At 62.6% G+C, this 18,179-nt stretch carries 19 protein-coding genes and 1 riboswitch; of the genes, 5 read left to right on the top strand and 14 right to left on the bottom strand.

The genetic code is table 11. The features are described from left to right. Positions 1-6 precede the first annotated feature (6 nt). Positions 7-501 (top strand): methyl-accepting chemotaxis protein, encoded by a 495-nt coding sequence (locus ACF8RA_RS09815; RefSeq protein WP_373604740.1) that lies wholly within the window; start codon positions 7-9, stop codon positions 499-501. On the opposite strand, the gene ACF8RA_RS09810 is transcribed toward ACF8RA_RS09815, so the two are convergent. The 8 genes from ACF8RA_RS09810 to ACF8RA_RS09775 all read right to left on the bottom strand — a co-directional run bounded on the left by ACF8RA_RS09810 (position 476) and on the right by ACF8RA_RS09775 (position 7,879). After that, complete coding sequence (locus ACF8RA_RS09810) at positions 476-3,748, bottom strand: transporter substrate-binding domain-containing protein (RefSeq protein ID WP_392519135.1); 3,273 nt, start codon at positions 3,746-3,748, stop codon at positions 476-478. The two genes, ACF8RA_RS09815 and ACF8RA_RS09810, sit on opposite strands and share 26 nt — an antisense overlap. 13 nt (positions 3,749-3,761) lie before the next feature. Beyond that, entirely contained in the window at positions 3,762-4,376 is a 615-nt protein-coding gene (locus ACF8RA_RS09805) for a response regulator transcription factor (RefSeq protein WP_176683438.1), read from the bottom strand. A gap of 221 nt (positions 4,377-4,597) precedes the next feature. Further along, entirely contained in the window at positions 4,598-4,840 is a 243-nt protein-coding gene (locus ACF8RA_RS09800) for a DUF1272 domain-containing protein (RefSeq protein WP_176683439.1), read from the bottom strand. 66 nt (positions 4,841-4,906) lie between these two features. Further along, a complete protein-coding gene (cobM, locus tag ACF8RA_RS09795; protein ID WP_176683440.1) occupies positions 4,907-5,659 on the bottom strand; it encodes a precorrin-4 C(11)-methyltransferase in 753 nt (250 codons plus the stop codon). A 34-nt stretch (positions 5,660-5,693) separates the two neighbouring features. Next, a complete protein-coding gene (locus ACF8RA_RS09790; protein ID WP_176683441.1) occupies positions 5,694-6,080 on the bottom strand; it encodes a cobalamin biosynthesis protein in 387 nt (128 codons plus the stop codon). Beyond that, positions 6,080-6,766 (bottom strand): CbtA family protein, encoded by a 687-nt coding sequence (locus ACF8RA_RS09785; RefSeq protein ID WP_176683442.1) that lies wholly within the window; start codon positions 6,764-6,766, stop codon positions 6,080-6,082. The genes ACF8RA_RS09790 and ACF8RA_RS09785 overlap by 1 nt, the downstream gene beginning before the upstream one ends. A gap of 9 nt (positions 6,767-6,775) precedes the next feature. Continuing rightward, complete coding sequence (locus tag ACF8RA_RS09780; protein ID WP_176683443.1) at positions 6,776-6,964, bottom strand: CbtB domain-containing protein; 189 nt, start codon at positions 6,962-6,964, stop codon at positions 6,776-6,778. Positions 6,965-7,056: 92 nt separating this feature from the next. Further along, a riboswitch (cobalamin riboswitch) is annotated at positions 7,057-7,280 on the bottom strand. A gap of 119 nt (positions 7,281-7,399) precedes the next feature. Next, positions 7,400-7,879: a GNAT family N-acetyltransferase gene (locus ACF8RA_RS09775; RefSeq protein WP_392488072.1), complete on the bottom strand. Its 480-nt coding sequence runs from the start codon at positions 7,877-7,879 to the stop codon at positions 7,400-7,402. A gap of 124 nt (positions 7,880-8,003) precedes the next feature. Here ACF8RA_RS09775 and ACF8RA_RS09770 point away from each other — a divergent pair, with 124 nt between their 5' ends. From ACF8RA_RS09770 to ACF8RA_RS09755, 4 genes are all read left to right on the top strand, one after another. Further along, positions 8,004-8,633, top strand: coding sequence for a LysE family translocator (locus ACF8RA_RS09770; RefSeq protein ID WP_176683445.1), 630 nt, complete (start codon positions 8,004-8,006; stop codon positions 8,631-8,633). A gap of 21 nt (positions 8,634-8,654) precedes the next feature. Beyond that, positions 8,655-9,527 carry an alpha/beta hydrolase gene (locus ACF8RA_RS09765; protein WP_339533490.1) on the top strand — a complete coding sequence of 291 codons (873 nt, stop codon included), beginning with the start codon at positions 8,655-8,657 and terminating at the stop codon, positions 9,525-9,527. 96 nt (positions 9,528-9,623) lie between these two features. Further along, positions 9,624-10,511 (top strand): pirin family protein, encoded by an 888-nt coding sequence (locus ACF8RA_RS09760; RefSeq protein ID WP_392519134.1) that lies wholly within the window; start codon positions 9,624-9,626, stop codon positions 10,509-10,511. 232 nt (positions 10,512-10,743) lie between these two features. Then, entirely contained in the window at positions 10,744-11,004 is a 261-nt protein-coding gene (locus tag ACF8RA_RS09755; RefSeq protein WP_176683448.1) for a DUF1652 domain-containing protein, read from the top strand. A gap of 123 nt (positions 11,005-11,127) precedes the next feature. On the opposite strand, the gene ACF8RA_RS09750 is transcribed toward ACF8RA_RS09755, so the two are convergent. The 6 genes from ACF8RA_RS09750 to ACF8RA_RS09725 all read right to left on the bottom strand — a co-directional run bounded on the left by ACF8RA_RS09750 (position 11,128) and on the right by ACF8RA_RS09725 (position 17,934). Further along, a complete protein-coding gene (locus tag ACF8RA_RS09750) occupies positions 11,128-11,415 on the bottom strand; it encodes a hypothetical protein (RefSeq protein WP_176683473.1) in 288 nt (95 codons plus the stop codon). 168 nt (positions 11,416-11,583) lie between these two features. After that, a complete protein-coding gene (gene alkB, locus ACF8RA_RS09745) occupies positions 11,584-12,231 on the bottom strand; it encodes a DNA oxidative demethylase AlkB (RefSeq protein WP_209965633.1) in 648 nt (215 codons plus the stop codon). 159 nt (positions 12,232-12,390) lie between these two features. Then, positions 12,391-13,836 carry a curlin gene (locus tag ACF8RA_RS09740; RefSeq protein WP_176683450.1) on the bottom strand — a complete coding sequence of 482 codons (1,446 nt, stop codon included), beginning with the start codon at positions 13,834-13,836 and terminating at the stop codon, positions 12,391-12,393. Between the two features lie 16 nt (positions 13,837-13,852). After that, positions 13,853-14,326: a curlin gene (locus ACF8RA_RS09735; protein WP_176683451.1), complete on the bottom strand. Its 474-nt coding sequence runs from the start codon at positions 14,324-14,326 to the stop codon at positions 13,853-13,855. A gap of 15 nt (positions 14,327-14,341) precedes the next feature. Next, a complete protein-coding gene (locus tag ACF8RA_RS09730) occupies positions 14,342-16,573 on the bottom strand; it encodes an Ig-like domain-containing protein (protein ID WP_392519133.1) in 2,232 nt (743 codons plus the stop codon). 32 nt (positions 16,574-16,605) lie between these two features. Beyond that, on the bottom strand, positions 16,606-17,934 hold the full coding sequence (locus tag ACF8RA_RS09725) for a hypothetical protein (RefSeq protein ID WP_176683453.1): 1,329 nt from the start codon (positions 17,932-17,934) through the stop codon (positions 16,606-16,608). Positions 17,935-18,179: the final 245 nt, after the last annotated feature.

Raw genomic sequence — 18,179 nt, 5'->3', positions numbered from 1 at the left:
AGTTCGGTGCAGACCGATGCCTGCGCGCGCAAGGGTACCGAAGTGGTGCAGCAGGCAGTACAGGTAATCGAGCAGATTTCCCAGGAGCTTAACGACGCAGCGCGCAGCATCGATGCGGTAAACAAGCAGTCGGATGTGATCGGGCAGATTGTGCTGACCATCCGTGGCATCGCCGACCAGACCAACCTGTTGGCCCTTAATGCAGCCATCGAGGCAGCGCGTGCCGGCGAGCACGGGCGCGGCTTTGCCGTGGTGGCCGATGAGGTGCGCAACCTTGCCGCGCGAACCAGCAAGGCCACCCTGGAAATTGTCGATGTGGTGCGGCAGAACCACGACCTGTCGCTATTGGCAGTGGCCAGTATGCAATCGAGCCTCAACCGCACCGGTCACGGCGTGGCGCTGGCCAATGAGGCGGGCACGGTGATCATGGAAATCCAGCAAGGCTCACGGCACGTCGTGGATGCCATCAGCCAGATCAGCTCGACGCTGCAATTGCATTGAGCGCCTCGCGCATCTCGTCAAGCAGTGCCTGCAGGCTGACTTGCAATTGCGCGCGTTGTTCGGCGGTCGGCAGTCCTTTCGCGTGGGCGTGTTCGATAGCTTCACAGTCTTTGACCACGGTGCGCACCCTGATCATTTTGGCGCCACCCTTGATGCGGTGGGCCAAGGCACGCACTGCGTCATCAGGGGCGTCTGTTGCCAAGGCGCGCAGGGCGGCCAGGTCTTCACCGACGCTGATCGACAATTGCTCCAGCAAATGCCGCGTCAACTGTTCGTCGTCTTGGGTCAGGTGGCGCAATTCGGCCAGGTCGAACCCACTATGGCAGGGGCCCGGTGACGGCTGCTGAGGGCGTACCTGTGGCAGATGGGCCTTGAGCGTGCGCAGGCCAATCGGCTTGAACAGGCATTCGTCCATACCACTGGCCAGGCAGCGAGTACGCTCCTCGGCCTGGGCGTTGGCGGTCACCCCAAGAATACGGCCTGCCGGCAGGCCGCCCTCGCACTCCAGGCTGCGAATGCGCCGGGTGAGCTCATGTCCGTCCATGACCGGCATGCTGCAATCGGTGATCACCAGGTCGAAGCGCGCGTCCTGCCAGCGCGCAAGGGCGATTTCGCCATTCTCCGCCAGTGTCACATGGTGCCCCAGGGTTTGCAGTTGCCTTTCCAGCAATAACAGGTTGGCCGGGTAGTCGTCGACCACCAGGATATTGAGCGGGCCGCTGCTGGTTTCATGTGTCGTGAGTTGCTCTTCCGCTTGTGTCGGTGCTGCGCAGACGGGCAACTGCAGGTTGACTTGTACCCGGGTGCCAACGCCCTCGACGCTCTGAAGGGTCAAGGAGCCGCCCATCAGTTCGGCCAGGGTGCGGCTGATGACCAACCCCAGGCCTGCGCCCTGACGTGCCCTTGGGCCATCGGCCTGAACGAAGGCACTGAACAGCCTCGCCTGGTCGGCGGGGCTGATGCCGATGCCGGTGTCGCGCACATTCAGCTCGATAGCCAGAACGCCCTGGCCGGCAACTTTGGGCAGCAGCAGGCATGCCTGCACTTCACCACGGTCGGTGAACTTGATGGCGTTGCTGATCAGGTTGGACAGAATTTGCTTGAGTCGCAGTGGATCGGCCAGCACCCATACCGGCTCCGCAGGCAGCTCGCCGTGCAGATGCAACCCTTTGGCCCGGGCATTGCCTTCGAACACCCGCAGCGTGGCGCGCACCAGTTCGACCAAGTTGGTAGGCACAGGCTGTAGGCTGATGTGCCCGGACTCGATGCGGGAAATGTCGAGAATATCGCCAATCAGCTCAAGCAGGCCAATGGCTGAATCATGGGCGGTCTGTAGGGTCTGGGCGTCGCTGCGGCCGCTGCGGCTATCTTCCAGGCCCAGTTCCAGCAGACCGATCACGGCATTCATCGGGGTCCGGATCTCATGGCTCATGGTGGCCAGGAAGGTGCTTTTGGTCTGGCTGGCCTGTTCGGCATCGTCCTTGGCCTGGCGTAACTGCTCCAGCAGCCCGCGACTGAGCGCAAGCTGTGCCTGCAGCGCGTGCTGTGCCTCGGTTCGCTGGTTGATCAGCTTGCGCAGGTAGCTGTTCCAGAACACCACCCCGGCCAGCAGCAGGGCCGACAGCACCAGTACCTGCAAGGCCAGGGTGCGGTAGTCGCGCCATGGGCTGTCGCTCACCAGTGTGCTGGTACGCCAGCGGTTGATCAGCTGGTCGAGTTCTTCAGGTGGAATGCTTAGCAGCGCCTTGTCGAGAATGGCCTGCAACTGGGGCTGGTCGGCGGCTACGGCAAAGGCGGCAATGGCCGGGGCGTCGTCGAGCACGCCGGCGATGCGCAAACGTTCCTTGAATACATGGCTGATGTAATAGGTAGCATTGATATGGCTGCTCAGGGCTACGTCTGCAACACCGTTGGCCACGGCCTCCATCTGACCGAGTGGGTTGTCAACTTCGACTATCTCGGCCTGCGGGTATCGCTGTTGCAAAACGGCCTGCTGCGGTGAGCCGCGCACCAAGGCGATGCGCTTGCCATCCAGGGCCTTGGACTGTGCAGATGATTCGCCTTCGTTGCGGGTGACAAGCACGCGCGGGCTGACCAGGTAGGGGCGGGTGTAGCGCAGTTGCTTCAAACGGTCGGCGCCATAGCCCAGCGCCCCGATCATCTGTGCCTCGCCGTGTAACAGGCGGTCGATCATGACCTGCGATGAAGCACTCTCGACGGGTTTGAACTGCAGCCCCGTGCGCAATGAGATCTGCTTGAGCAGGTCCAGGGTGATACCGCTAGGGCGGTGTTGAGCATCGTTGAACGTCAGAGGTGCCAGCGAGGTATTGACCAGTACACTGATAGTGGGGTGGTCGGTGATCCAGGATTCTTCTTCTTCGCTCAAGGCAGTGAGGTGGCGCTGCAGCAGCAGGCTGGTATTACCACTGCTCCAGCGGCGCAGAATGTTCAGACGTTCACTTTCGCTTATGCGTGACAGCGCCTTGTCCACCAGCCGATGCAAGCGCGGGTTGTCGCTGGCGATGGCGAAGGCAAAAGCCTCTGGGGCCAGTTGGGAGAAATGGTCGATTTTCAACGTGCCCTGAAAACTTTTGCCGATCATGTAGTCGGTGCTGATGGCATCGCCCAGATAGGCGTCTGCCTCGCCCAGCACCACGGCAGCGAGCCCGGCCAGGGTCGAGCGGTACAGGCTCAGTTGCGCCTTGGGGTACTGGGTACGAACGCTGACGGCCGGCAGGTAGTGATCGACCATCGCCAGGCGCAGGCCGGCGAGGTCGGGCGTACTTTTCAAGCTGTGCCCCTCACGGGTGACGATTACGGGCAGGTCGTCGGCATAAGGGGTGCTGAGGCTAAGCTGGGCGTCCGCCGCTTCGAAGGCGTTGGAGCTACCCAGCAGGTCAATACGGCCATCACGCAAGGCAGTGATGGCCTCGTGACGGCTGTTAAAGCGGCGAACTTCAATAGGTATGTCAAGCTGTTCGCCGATGATGCCGGCGTAGTCTGCGCTTAACCCCTCATAGTCATGCTGACTCACATTGATTTCAAACGGGGGGTAGTCGGGGCGCGCACTGCCCAGTACCAGGTGTTGGCGTTGTTTCAGCCAGTGGCGATCATCGCTGGACAACGTCAGCGGGGCAGAGGCGCTGATTGAGCGCGCCAGCAGATGGCGTGGCTCGCTGCTGGCCTGCAGCACCGGGGACTTGGCTAGAGCAATAGCCAGAAGGACGCTCGCCAGCAACTGTTTCATGGCAGCCGAGCGCTCAATAGACGTTGTTACGCTTGGCCAGGTCGACCATTTCCACCAGCGACTCGGTCTTGAGCTTTTCCATGATACGGCCCCGGTAGGTGCTGATGGTCTTGGCGCTGAGGTTCATGCAAGTGCCGATGTTCTTGTTGTTCTCGCCGCGCGCGAGGCGCCGCAGCACCTCCATTTCCCGGTTGGAGAGACTGGCCAGGCGCACTGGCTCGCTCTCCAGCGAGTTGCTGTTGACCGACATTTGCGGAAAGGTCGAATAACCCTTGATCAGGGCCTTGAGAGCGAACAGCAGTGCCTCGTGGTCCTCTTCCTTGGTGACGAAGGCGCCTATCCCGGCATCCAGGCAGCGGCGCACATACAGATCGGTGGCCTGGCCGGTCAGCACCATGATCTTCGGTGCCGGCTCCAGGCTCTGCAATCGCTTGATGACTTCCATACCGTCCAGGCCAGGCAGGCCGATGTCGAGAATGACCACGTCCGGGCGCAGTTCACGGGCTACCTGAGCCACTTCACTGCCATTGCCGACCTCGCCGACGACATGGAAGCGCTCGCGCTCGAGCAGTAGGCGCAGGGACAGCCGGACAATAGGGTGGTCGTCGACGATCAGCACGGTTGTCATGGGGAAAACTCCTGTAGGGATGTGGTCCGCTTCCTGGAACACTCAGGAATACGTCTGCAAGTGGGGTTATCGGAAGCGCTGCACGATACGACCATTCCCGAGGTTTGGTAATGCCGAGTATAGAAGTGTTGAAATCCCTATTACTTATTGTTGAGAAATCCTACAAGAAACAGGAAAGGCATCACCCTGAAACAGCGGTGATGCCGGTTCTTTGCAGTTATTCAGGCGCAGGCAGCGTGCGGTTTGTGTATACGCAGTGTGGAGGCAGGGTTGTTGGTCAATGCCTGCCCGACCCGCGTCGGGCGGGCCACCAACTGCCCGGTACAATTCGGGCAGCGGCCTTGAAAGCGGGTTTCGGCACAGGCACGGCAGAACGTGCATTCGAAGGAGCAGATCAGGGCGTCGGGGCTGTCACCCGGCAGGTCGGCATCACAGCACTCGCAGTTGGGGCGTAACTCCAGCATGGGCATGGCTCCTGTTCGCAGGCGGGAACCCGGAGTCTGCTATGCCCGAGGCAAGGCTGGCAATGCTCAGTCGCCAGGACGGTACAGGTGGGCATGCCCGGCTCGGTACAAGGCCGACTCGGCGAACGGCGTATCCCCCAGTACGTGGCCTACCAGGATCAGCGCCGTGCGGCGGAAATCCTTGGCCGCTACGCGTTCGACAATATCACCGAGGTTGCCGCGCACCCAGTCCTGGTCTGGCCAGGTGGCCCGATGCACCACCGCAACCGGGCAGCTCGCGCCGTAGTGCGGCACCAACTCATCGACAATGCGCGACAGGTGCTTGACCCCCAGATGGATTGCCAGGGTGCTGCCATGGCGCGCCAGGTCATCCAACTGCTCACCAGGCGGCATGGGCGAGCTGTCGCCATAGCGGGTGAGGATCACCGTCTGCGCCACTTGAGGCAAGGTCAGCTCACAGCCGAGCAGGGCGGCGCTCGCTGCCGTGGCGGTAACGCCGGGGATGATCTGGTAATCGATGCCCAGCGCCTGCAGGTGGCGGATCTGCTCACCGATGGCACCGTAAAGGCTGGGGTCGCCGCTGTGCACCCGCGCCACATCCTGCCCTTGTTCGTGCGCGCTGCGCATGGCGGCGATGATCTGCTCCAGATGCAGTTCGGCGCTGTTGATCACGGTTTCGGCCTGGTGGCCTTCGAGCACGGCGGCGGGTACCAGTGAACCGGCATAAATGATCACCGGGCACTGACGAATCAGCCGTTGGCCCTTGACCGTGATCAGTTCCGGGTCGCCGGGGCCGGCACCGATAAAGTAGATGGTCATGCTAAGTCCTGGCAAGAAAGAGGGTACGAAACGCTCAGCAGGCCAGGGCGAGCGTCGCCGGGCCCAGTACCTGGCGCGTCAGCAGCAACCTGGCCGTACCCTGCCGCTGGCTGGCCAGGGCCAGTGCCGCGCTCTCGGCGACGCCCCAGCAGCCACTGTGTTGGTGGGCAGCGGCGGAACGGTGGCTGAGCAGTGGTTCATAGGGTTGCAGTTGCGCGCCATGGTACAGCACCAAGGGCAAGCCGAGGTGCTCTGCCAGTTGTTGCAAACCCGGTTCGTCGGCCTTCAGGCTGATGCTTGCGATGCCGCGCAGGTCGGCCAACGCCAGGCCCTGGTTGTCCAGTGCCTGGCACAGCAAGCGTTGCAAGGTATCCGCCGGGCAACCCCGGCGGCAGCCAAAACCGGCGTAGAAGGCAGGCATCAAGCCTGGCTGGAACGGCGGAACAGCCAGGCGCTGAGCAGGCCCAAGGCCAGCCAGAAGGCGGCGTTGGTCAGCCAGGAGGCTACTTTGAACTGGGTTTCCAGTGCTTCGGGGGCGAGGCTTTCGTGCACCTCAGGTTGCGGTGCACCGATCACATGAGGAATGACCAGCAGCACGGCGCCCAGTGCCTTCAGCAGCCAGTGGCGAGCGAACACCAGCAAGGCCAGGCCCAGCGCTGTGGCACTGGCTGTACCGACCCACCAGGTCTGGCGTTGCCCCAGGTCGGCGGCTGCAGTACCTGGCAGTTCTGGTGGCAAGCCCAGGGTTGGGGCCAGGCAGAACACGGCGAAGCCAGCCAACCCCCACAATGCGCCAGTGGCGGCGCGTTTGGGCTCGCGAAGGCTGTACAGGGCGGCGAGGATCAGGGCGAAGCCGACCGCGACCACCAGATTGCCGCCTGTGGTGGACAGCACGCGTTGCCAGCCGTCTTCCGGCGACCAGGCTTCGGCGCTGTGTTCATGAGCGACCACTTCGCTACCGTGTTCGTGGTGTGCGGCCGGGGCCGAGGACTCGTAGGTTTCCGCCTCAAGAATCAGCGGGGCAACCCAGAAGCTTTGCAGCAAGGTCAGCAACAGGGCTGCAAGAAGCCCGCTGAAGCCCGCAGTACGGGCAATGCGCGTGATCATCAGGCGTACTCAGTGGCAGGGGAAGGCGGCGCTGTGGCGGGTGTCGTGGGCGGCGTTGTGCACGGCCTCGATGTGCGAGAAACCGGCAAAGTACACCAGGCACAGGCCCAGCAAGCTGGCACCGATGGCGATGGTTACACGCTGGCTGAGGGTAACGGGGGTCGCAAGGCTGTGTTGTTTGGCGCTGGTGACGGGCATGACGCGGTCCTCTGCTTCTTGTGGGCAATGGGCGAGCGCGGCAGCCCCGGGCGTGGCCGCCCAAGGGAATGCAACAGCGCCCGCCCACCGCGGGGTGTTCATGAACGTCAGGCCGGTCTCCGGGCTTGCGAGGAAGAGCTGGGCTCCTGGAACGCGTCACCTTCCCATGCCGTACTACAAGGCACAGTGGTACAGACGCTTCACTCGCTTACCGTTGCGGGGGCAGCACCGGCATTGTCCGGCCCTGCTGAAGGGCCTGGGACGCACCGGTTTCCCGTTTCACCCCCTGAGGGGCACCTGAACGCGAGGCATAAGGAGAGCATGGGGCGGGCTTGGCGTCAATGTCATACAGAGCGCGAGGCTGTCGAACAGCAGGTACCACCGCCTCGCGCCTGCGGTGTTCGTCCAGCAGGCAGAAGTGCAGGCGCCGGGCGATCACCCGCGGGCGAATGCCGCCAGCTTGTCGCCATCCAGCCGGTAGCGCACCCACTCATCCTGTGCTTCGGCCCCTAGCTTCTGGTAGAAGCCGATCGCTGGCTCGTTCCAGTCCAGCACGCTCCATTCCAGGCGCCCGCAGTTGTTCGCCACCGCTTCGCGGGCAATGTGCTGCAACAACTGCCGGCCGGCGCCATCGCCGCGTTGTTCGGGGGTCACGTACAGGTCTTCCAGATAGATGCCATTGCGCCCGAGCCAGGTCGAGTAGCTGTAGAAGTACACGGCAAAGCCGATTGCACGGCCATCACGCTCGCACATCAGGGCGCGCACGGTGCTGCCTTCGTCGAACAGGCTGTGCTCGATGTCGGCAAGGGTAGCGACCACCTCGTGGCGGGCGCGTTCGTACTCGGCCAGTTCGGTGACGAAGGTGAGGATCTGCTCGGCATCGGTACGCACGGCAGGGCGAATGGTGAGGCTCATGGTGACAGCTTCCTTGGTCCGGATTGGCGATACAGTGATGTGTATCTGCATAATTTAATCAAACTGTACCGGTCGCTGGGGAAGGCGACTCCGGTAGTGTGACAGCACCTATAAAGAAAGTGGAATGCCCGCCATGCTTGCCTCTGCCGACCTGCTGACCGCCTTTGTGCTGTTTGCCTTCGTGTCTTCCATCACGCCTGGCCCCAACAACACCATGTTGCTGGCCTCGGGGGTGAACTTCGGCGTGCGCCGCTCGGTCCCTCATGCCTTGGGTATCAGCTTTGGTTTCATGATGATGGTGCTGGCCGTCGGCCTGGGGCTGGGTGAGGTATTCAAGGCCTGGCCACCACTGTATACGGTCCTGCGCTACACTGGCGCCGCCTACCTGCTGTACCTGGCCTGGAAGATCGCCACTTCCGGGCCGGTCGGCACGGCCTCGTCCAGTGCCCGCAAACCGCTGGGCTTCTGGGGAGCAGCGGCGTTCCAGTGGGTCAACCCCAAGGCCTGGGTGATGGCGGTGGGGGCGATTACCACCTACACGCCCGCGCAAGGTTATGTAACCAACGTGATCGTCATTGCGGCCTTGTTCGCTTTGGTCAACTTGCCGAGCGTGGGGGTATGGGTGATGTTCGGCAGCGCCCTGCGCAACCTGTTGCAGCATTCACGCTGGCTGATGCTGTTCAATGTCGTGATGGCCCTGTTGCTGGTGATTTCACTGTACCCGCTGCTGTTTGTAGAATCAGCGTTTTCCTGACCCCGAGAGTACAGTAAGCCGATGCAGTTGATTCCCTGGTCCCACGAATGCGCCGAAGGTTTCACCCTGCGTGGCTGGCGAACCCCGGCCAGTGGCAAACCGCTGCTGCACTTCCTGCATGGCAATGGCTTCTGTTGCCTGACCTACCAACCGCTGTTGATGCACCTGGGCAAGCATTTCGACTTGTGGCTCTGCGACGTTCAAGGCCATGGCGACAGTGACCATGGCGGGGTGTTTCGCGGCTGGAACCGCACCGCCGCCTTGGCGGTGGAGGCCTTTCAGGGCGGACGTGGCGAGTATGGCGACGTACAGCGGTTTGCCGCAGGGCACAGCTTTGGTGGCGTGCTCACAGGGCTGATCCTGAGCAGTGAACCGCAACTGTTTGCACGCGCCGTGCTGCTCGACCCGGTGTTGTTCAGCCGACGCATGATCGGCGTGATGGGGGCAGCAGCCTTGGTCGGCCTGCATCAGCGCCACGCCCTGGCCCGCAAGGCTGCCAGTCGTCGCAGCCACTGGCCCGATCGCGAGTCAGCGTTGGCCTCGCTGCAAGGGCGTGGCATCTTCAAAGGCTGGACCCATGCGGCGCTGCAGGCCTATGTCGAGCATGCCATCGGGGATTGTGGCGAGGCCGTGGTGCTCAAGTGCCGGCCCAGCCGTGAAGTGGAGATCTTCAGTTCATTCCCTAAACGCATGTGGGCCAGTCTGGCCGCAATCAGGACGCCGACACGGGTCTTGTATGGAGAAGACACCTATCCCTTTGTGCCTCATTCGGTGAATCGCCTGGCGCTGCTAAACCGCAATGTGACCGCACTGCAAGTGCCCGGTGGGCACTGTTTCATGCAGGAAGACCCGGCCATGGCGGCCGAGCAGGTGCTCGGTTTCTTGCAGGGCTGACTGTTCTGCAGGTGGGACGATGCATGCCATTTCAGCCGTCTACCGCTTGATTGGCATCATTGATAAGGTTATCTCAACCAAGAGAGGAGCCTTCTCATGAAAAAGATTCTGGGTATCCACCACAGCCCTCACGCCCATTGGGTGGGGGATGGTTTCCCGGTGCGCAGCCTGTTCACCTACGACAACCTGGCCAGCCGGATCAGCCCATTCCTGCTGCTGGACTACGCCGGGCCGCATGATTTCGCCCCGACCCCAGCACGACGCGGCGTAGGCCAGCATCCGCATCGCGGCTTCGAAACCGTGACCATCGTCTACCAAGGTGAGCTGGAGCACCGCGACTCCACGGGTGCCGGCGGCTTGATCGGCCCAGGTGACGTGCAGTGGATGACGGCTGCCAACGGCATCCTCCATGAGGAGTTTCATTCCCCGGACTTTGCACGCAGTGGTGGCACACTGGAAATGGTCCAGCTGTGGGTGAACCTGCCGGCGCGGGACAAGCGTGCAGCGGCCGGCTACCAGACGCTGCTGGCCGGCGACATTCCGGTGCTAGCGCTGGACGGTGATGCCGGGAGCTTGCGGGTAATTGCCGGTGACTATCATGGGCACCAGGGGCCGGCTCGGACCTTCACCGTGATGGATGTGTGGGATCTGCGGCTCAACGCCGGCGCTGTCTTGCAGTTGCCCATTGCTGCCGGTCGCACTGCGGCGCTGGTGGTGTTGCGTGGAAACGTTCGAATCAACAGCGAACGCGAAGCAGGTCCGTCCAGCCTGGTGCTGCTCGACCGGGAGGGTGTAGACGTAGCGGTCGAGGCGCTGGAAGGCGCCAGTGTGCTGCTGCTCAGCGGTGAGCCAATCGATGAGCCGATCGTCGGCTACGGTCCGTTCGTGATGAACAGCCAGGCGGAGATTGCCGAATCGTTCGATGATTTCCATGCCGGGCGGTTTGGGCAGATGCAGAATGAGAGGGGAGGTGCCGCGCACTGATCCTGTTGATTGGGTGGCCTTGCTGTCCAAGACCACTCGTCGTCAAGTCTGCTAATGCATTCGAACGCTCGGCCCACGCAGGGAATCTTCCACTAAGGTGCTAGAGGATTCCCCGCAAGCTCATTGCCCGGGCGCATGGACTGCTGCCCGAGCATGCGCAATATCAATTGGCGCCCCGCCCGACAAAGGCGTACTTCCAAACAACAGGCCATCCCACAGAGAGGGTCGTACCATGTCGTTGATAGGCGTTTCGATACTAGAGATGCGGCAAATGATCGAACAGGCCTGCTTGCCAGATCGCTGTGAGGTCAGCTGCCCGGACGGCGCCAACCTGACCATCCGCCTGGGCCAGGGCCAGGATCTCGATCAAGGCGTGACCCTCAGCGGGGTCGCCCTGCAAAATCTCAACAGTTGTCGTGATCTGGTCAACCTGGTGGAGCAGCTGCATGCGCTGCGTGACAGCCACCCGGCGCCGCTCAAGGCGATTGCCTGAGCGCACCTGTCGTGCCCCGGTCAGCCCAGGCTGGCCGGGTTCATGCATTCTAGCCGCTGACTAGCAATGCGCAGGTATCAGCCCTGGCAGCCTTAAGTGCGGCCGCAGCTGCCGCTGATCGGCTTATTGCAGTTCCAGCAGCAGGTTCAGGCCACCGTCGCCGCATTTACCCTTGTCGCGGACCACGCCATGGTAACTCTGCCCATCCCAGACAAAGGCCACACTGTGAGCGCGGTCGATCTTGTCGGGCAGTGGGGGGCAAATGTGCAAGCGCAGCCCTGGGCGGCCTTGCAGGTTGAGGGCGGCCAGCTGGCATTGGCATTCCACACTTTGCGCCACGGGGCCGAACAGGGTGTCGCGTACGTAATCGAGCTGCAGCGAGGCATTGGGGGCGCGGCCAGGCATCTTCATCGGTACATGGCTCCGGTGCAACGGCTCGAAGAACCAGGCGGGTTTGGCATGGCAGGCTCCAGACAGAAGTAGGCGGCTTATCATTCGAAGCTTGCCTGGCCAAGATGTTCAATGTGTTTCATGTGGGTTCATCTTGTTCTGCACTGGGCGGCAGAGGACTGACCCTGTTCAGGCACCTGCCTTACGCAAGGTCAGGTTGATCCGCCGTTCGCCCAGGCGCGGATGAACACCGGGCTTGATCGGTAGCACGCCGTGGAAGCGCAAGCGGTCTTCGCCGCCCCAGACCAGCACATCGCCGTGGCTCAGTGCAATGCGCTGAGCCTTGTCGGCACGCTGCAGGCCGCCAAACAGGAACACCGCCGGTAAACCCAGCGACACCGACACGATCGGTTGGCCGAAATCCTGCTCGTCGCGGTCCTGGTGGAGGCTCAGGCGTGTGCCTGGCAGGTAATGGTTGACCAGGCAGGCATCCGGCTCGAAACCGTCAAACCCGGCTATGGCTGCCGCGTGGGCGGCCAAGGCGAGCAGGACCGGGGGCAGGGCAGGCCAGGGCTGGCCACTGAGTGGGTCGCTGGGGCTGTATCGGTAGCCGTGTTGATCACTCACCCACCCCAACGTACCGCAGTTGGTCAGCCCTACCGCCATGCGCAGCCCTCCTGGGGTGTACATGTGCCGGAACGGCGCGGCACGTAGCACCGGGCGCAGGGCATCGAGCAGCGCCTCGGTTTCGGCCAGGGCGAAGCCGGGCAGCAGCACGGTATGGCTGGCCAGGCGTTGCGGCTGGGGGCCGAACAGGTCGAGGTCGGACTGGATCATGCTGCTGCACATCTTTGATCGGTTTGCCATTGTACCCCGACAGATACACTCCAAGGGCTTGCACATGCCGACCGGATCGAAAGACTGCAGAGGGAGGGGCAACAGAAAAAGGAACCGCGGCACCAGGGAGAGGAGCACCGCGGTTCAAGGGGGAGCGGTTTACTGCTGGGTCACAGTGGCCAGGTTCGCGCTGCCCAGCTGGGTGATGGTGGCGGATTGGGCGACACCGCTCTGGTCGACGAACGCCATGTTGCCCTGGCCTCCCTGGGTCACGTAGGCGACGTTGATGTTGTCAGTCTGTTTGATGGTGGCTTCGTTGCCGCTTCCGTAAAGTTGGTTGGTGTAGCTCTGGTTGCTATAGCCGGACTGGTCGAGGGTGATGGTATTGCCGGTGCCCTGGCTGCTGCCGTAGGCATAGTTGTCGGTACCACGCTGGTCGGCGATCAGAATGTTGTCAGTGCCGTTCTGTTCGAAGTACAGCTCGTTGCTGACGTCATCCTGCTTGGTCGACATCTGGTTGCCTTTACCTGTCTGGGTCAGCGTGGCCAGCTGGTCAGCGCCCTTCTGGGTCAGGTTTACGCCGTTGCCATTGCCGGTCTGGTTGATGGTGGCGTTCTGGTTGGTACCGAACTGGCCACCCATCTTGGCGCCTTTCCAGTTACTGGCGGTGATGCTGTTGCCATTGCCTTGGGTGTTGATGGTGAGGTTGAGGTTTTCACCATTCTGATAGGTGAAATGCAGGTTGTTGTTGCCGGTCTGGGTGATGCTGGTGGTTGAATTGTTGGTCTCGAACTGGTCCGACCAACTGGCGTTGGCATTGCCTTGCTGCGACAGGCTGACCTTGTTGCTGACGCCGAAGCTCTGGTCGATATAGCCTTCGTTCAGCTGGCCGGTCTGGACCACGGAGGCCTGGCTACCCACCTGTGTGTCCTGCCACACTTCCACCGAGTTGCCACCCCCGTATTGACCAATGGCAATGGTGCCACCGGTGCCGTCACGCTGGTCGCCATAGGCCCAGTTGTCGTGGCCATCCTGGTAGATCTGGATATCGCCATCGACATGGTTCAGGTGCTCGGTGGTGCCATAGTTGTCCTGGCCGGTCTGGTTGACGGTGCTGCGATTGTTGCTGCCACCGAAGGTCTGCTCGATGAACGCCTCATTGCGCTGGCCGGATTGCCAGCTGGTGGCTTTGCTGCCTTCCTGGCTGTCCTGCCACACGGTGGATCTATTGCCGACGCCTTGCTGGGTTTGCAGCGATTCGTTGTTCGCCCCTATCGACTGGCTGGCGAAGGCATCGTTGTAACTGCCTGCGGCCTGCTGGGTGATCTGGCTGCCGTTCTCGAACAGTTGCTCAGCGTAGCCGGCGTTGTACTGGCCGGTGGCGCTCTGCTGAATATCGCTGGTGCTTTCGGCTTGCACGGCGAGGTGGTTGTGGCCCTTGCCAGTCTGGTGCTGGGTGGCCGAGGCGAAGGGGGCCTGAGCCTGAAAGACTTCGGCGATGTTTTCCTTGCCGTCCTGGGTCTGGGACGAGGTGCTGTCAGCAGCCATGGCCTGACCTGCGAGGGCCAGGACGATAGCGGCACTGAGCGGAGCGAGCTTGTACATGGTGGTGCCTCCAGGTCTATCGGTATTGGGTGATCTGAACATGCTGGCCATTGCCAGCCTGGGTAACGGAGCTGTTGAGCCCCGAGCCGGACTGCACGATGCTGGCGCTGTTGTCGTTGCCGATCTGCTCGATGGCGGCGCTGTTGCTGCTGCCGCTCTGGCGAATCGACGCGCTGTTGCCATTTCCCTGTTGGCTGATGATGGCCATCAGGTCACTGCCTTCCTGCAAGATGTACGCTTCCTGAGCACCGCCAGACTGGACGATACGGCCCAGCAGAGCCTGACCGTTCTGGTCGAGGGCGGCGCGGTTGCCTGACCCTTGTTGCTCGATCACCGCAGCCTGGCCGGCACCGGCCGGCAGCAGGCGGATGATCACTGGTTCACCGAGGTCGTTGCCGGGTGCGAGGTCGGCATTGTCCATCAGGTCCTCTGCCCAGCAGGCCTGGCCCGCCAGGGCCAGGCAGAGCAACAGGGAGTACAGCCGTTTCATCGAAGCCTCCGGCTTTTACTGCACGATGACGTTGACGGTGCGCGTGGTGCCTTGGCTGGTGGTGATCGTCGCCGTCGGTGCCGCAGTCGGGATGATCGTGGTGCTATTGCTGACCACCAGGCGCCAGCGCCCGGTCAGCGCTACCGTGGCCGTACCCAAGGTCTGGACACCGGTAGTTGTGGTTACCTGCACGGTCACGGTATTGCCGGTAGTCACCGACGAGGTGCCACTGATGTCCCAGTTGTAACGGTTGTTGGAGCGCGCCGTTACTGTGGCTGTCGTGACAGCGAAGGTTTCAGCGGCAGGCCGAGGCGACACGTTGACGGTGACCGTACCTGGGGTGGACAGCCCCCCCAGCGAGTCACGTGCCTGGTAGGTGAAGGTGGTGGTGAAGGCTGTGGTTACAGTGGCCGGTGGGGTATAGGTTACGGTCGTGCCGTCGGTGCTGACCGTGCCGCGGCCGGCGGCTGGCTGGGTGATGTTGGCCACGCTCAGCGGTACGTTGCCTTCCGGGTCGGTGTCGTTGGCCAGCACGTTGATGGTCAATGGCACGCCCAGGGTGGCGACGGTCTCCGGGTTGGCAGTCGGTGCCTGGTTAGGCGCGACGTTGATGGTGACCGTGGCCGGTTCCGACTTCAGGCCCTTGGCATCCATCGCCCGGTAGCTGAAGGTGGCTACCAGCGGTTGTGTGGCCCCGCTCGGCGGCGTGTAGGTCACCGAGGTGGTGCCGTTCATCACGACGCCGCCAAGGCCGGTCCCGGGTTGGGTCAGGTCGCTGATGGTCAGCGGCACGTCGCCATCCGGGTCGCTGTCGTTCAGTAGCAGGTTGAGTGTGATCGGGACACCGACACTGGTGTTGCCGACATCGGCCTGGGCCAGCGGTGGCTGGTTGGCGGCCTCGACCGGGGCGTTGCCGACCACGATCACCGGCTCCACATCGCTACCGCCATGGGCAGACTTGACCGTGACGGTGGCGGGCGGTTGAGCCAGGTCGTTGACCGTGATGCTTTGCAGCGTGCCCGATTTCGACATGCGGCCGTAGCCTTGGGCGAGCAGGTCGGGGACCACGACTTCATCACTGGAGCTGGCCTCGATCAACAGACGTTTGTTGGCCCAGTCATAGCGTGCGGTGCTGACTTTGACCACGTCGCTGAGCTTGCTCGAGAGTGCAGTCGGCTGGGTGCCGCCGACTGCATTGCTGGCGGTGACAACCACCACCGCTGGCGGCACCGACTGGTTGAACTGCTGGCTGAAGAACAAACCGTTGTTGTCCGAAGTCAGGGTGAACTGACACGGCGAAGGCGGCGTGCCGATCAGTGCCAGGCCATTGCGCATACACAGGCTGGCCTCATTCGGGGCCTTGGCGAACACTTCCACGCGGGTGCCGCTGCCGTTGCGCGAGTACGTGGCTCGCTCCAGGGTGACCGGGGTTTGTGCCCGCTGGTCCAGCACCTTGCCAGACACTGTGAACGTGTTGGTCTGAATGGTGCCAGCGGGCCCTTCGATGCGCACGAAGTTGGTATTGAAGGGGCTACCGGTTACCGCTTCGGTGATATTGGGGTCGCCGATGTAGGTTTCGGTGGTACCAGTGTCAGGGTTGACCTCTGTATACGGCCCGCCAACCCCCTTCAGCCAAGGGCCGATCGCACCCTCCAGCGCCCCCTGGAAGTTGCCCGGAGCGCCAATGCCTATGTCCCGCGTGATGTTGATCGCGCGACGTCCTGCCGTGGTGACGTTGACCGTCTCCACCCCGTAAGGGTGCGTGATGGTGTAGGTGCCGGTGCGTGGGACCGAAGCACGGATACGGATGCGCGCGAAACTTTGCTGATCACCGTCTACCGGGTTTTCAGCAGCGAAGGCTGCCTCTAAACCGGCAACGTAGACCTCCAGCTCATAACCGCTGTTACCTACTTGTGGTATCGAGGTTTCGGCCAGGAACCAGAACATCTCCGGTGGCCAGTTATCTGGAAATACCAGCGGCAGGGCATCGTCATAGACACCGGGCTCGGGCAACAAGGTGCACATGTAGGCCGGCGCCCCTGGCGCGCCTGGCGCACGGGTGCTGGTGGCACGTGACTGGCACAGCTCCAGGGATTGGTCGAGGCTGTCCTTGTACCACATCGGATAGCCACCTGTGGCGAAGGTGTAGGGCCCCGGGTCGACATCAGACAGCGCGGCGAATGCGGCGCTGGTAACGGTAAGAGAGAAACCGGCGGCCAACAGCGCACGGCGCGACCAAGTGTTCATGCTGCCTCCTTGAAGGCTGAGCCTTTGTCTGTTCATGGCACCAGCACCACGTCTTCGGTGTCGCTGCCACCGTTGGCGCTGGTGACCTGCACCTTGGCCGGCGGAATGGGCGAGAAGGTCATGCTCAACGTCTTCACGGCGCCGGTACCGCCCAGGTTGCCGATCAACGTGCCGTTGCCGGTATGTGCGGTAAGTACTGGAGGGGTGGTTTCGTCACTCGTGTTGGCCACCAAGGTCAGCTCGCCGGTGGACAAGCGGTACTGGGCCTGTGTGATGGTGACCAGGTCGGTCAGTGGCATGTTGCTGGTGGTCAGGCTGCTGGTGGGGACCGCCACGCTGTTGTCAGCGGACAGTGTCACGATGGTTCCGGCCGCCGGGTTGAGGGCTGACTGTGCGTACCAGGCGCCGGTGCCGTTGGCCTCGGTGAGGCCAAGGTTGGGCGTTTGGCTGGTCAGGGTGACGCTTGCCGGTGGCGGCGGGGCCAACACGAATATGTCTTGCTGGGCGATCAGGTCGCCGTTCTCGGTATGCCTTGAGTAAGTGCTGCGTTGTGGCATCAGCGGGGTTGGCAGGGCCACTTCGGAAAGCTTGCCGGAGACAGCGAACAGCTCGGTGCGCAGGTCGATGCCACCAGGGCCTTCGATGCGTACGTAATTGGTGTTGAATGGGCTGCCGGTGACCTGCTCTTCCAGGTTCGGGTCGCCGATGAAGCGCTCGTTGCCTTCGGTGTAGGGGCCGTTGACACTGCGCAGGAACGGCCCGACATCGCCCTTGAGTGCGCCGGTGAAGTCGCCTGCGCCGGCGATGCCGATGTCGCGGGTCATGTTGATCGCCCGGCGTCCTGCAGCGGGTACATCGAACACTTCAACGCCATAGGGGTGGGTGACCACGTAGGTGCCCGCGGTGGGGACGTCGACCCGAATACGGACTCGGGCAAAGCTGACCTGGTCACCCTCGACAGGTTCCTCGGCGGCGAATGCCGCTTCGATCGCCGTGCCGTAGCTGAGGTCGATGCCACGGGCGGCGTCGACGATTGCAGCGTCGGCAGTGAACCAGAACGCTTCGTCAGGGAAGTTGGTGGGGAAGACGATGGGTTGGGTATCGTCGAACACACCAGGCGTGGGCAGCAGCGTGCACATGTATGAGGGTGCGTCAGGCGCGCCGGCGACCCGGGAGCTGACGGCCTTGGTCAGGCACAGGTCGAGGGTTCGACCGTGGCTGTCCTGGTACCAGGCGGGGAAGCCGCCGTTGGCAGGAACGTAAGCGCCTGGATCGACAGCGTTCAAGGCGGCCTGCGCCGGGAGCTGGAGCATGCTGGCGAAAATCGCCACTGCCAGCGGGTGGGGTATCGGTCGGTGCATGAGTCAATTCCTCCTGCAAACGGGCCCATGGACTTGGGGCGTCTGGGAGGAGATCGGCAAGAGCTGTGCCAATATCTGAGGTCTGCGTTGCAGGCCTTGTGGGGCAAGGGTTCGAACCTCTCAGCTGGGGATTTTGCGAGCGGCTGGCGGTGGGCTGCGTTCCCCCAAGGTTGGGGGATTGGGGGGCGGTAATTTCAACCCGATTTGCGGCGCAAAGTCGAGTTCTGAACTCAGATCATGCAGTA

The organism is Pseudomonas sp. FYR_5 (assembly GCF_043106315.1).
GTDB classification, from domain to species: Bacteria; Pseudomonadota; Gammaproteobacteria; order Pseudomonadales; family Pseudomonadaceae; genus Aquipseudomonas; species Aquipseudomonas putida_Y.
The sequence above is the reverse complement of the archived record's forward strand: the minus strand, read 5'-3'. Positions and strand labels throughout refer to the sequence as shown.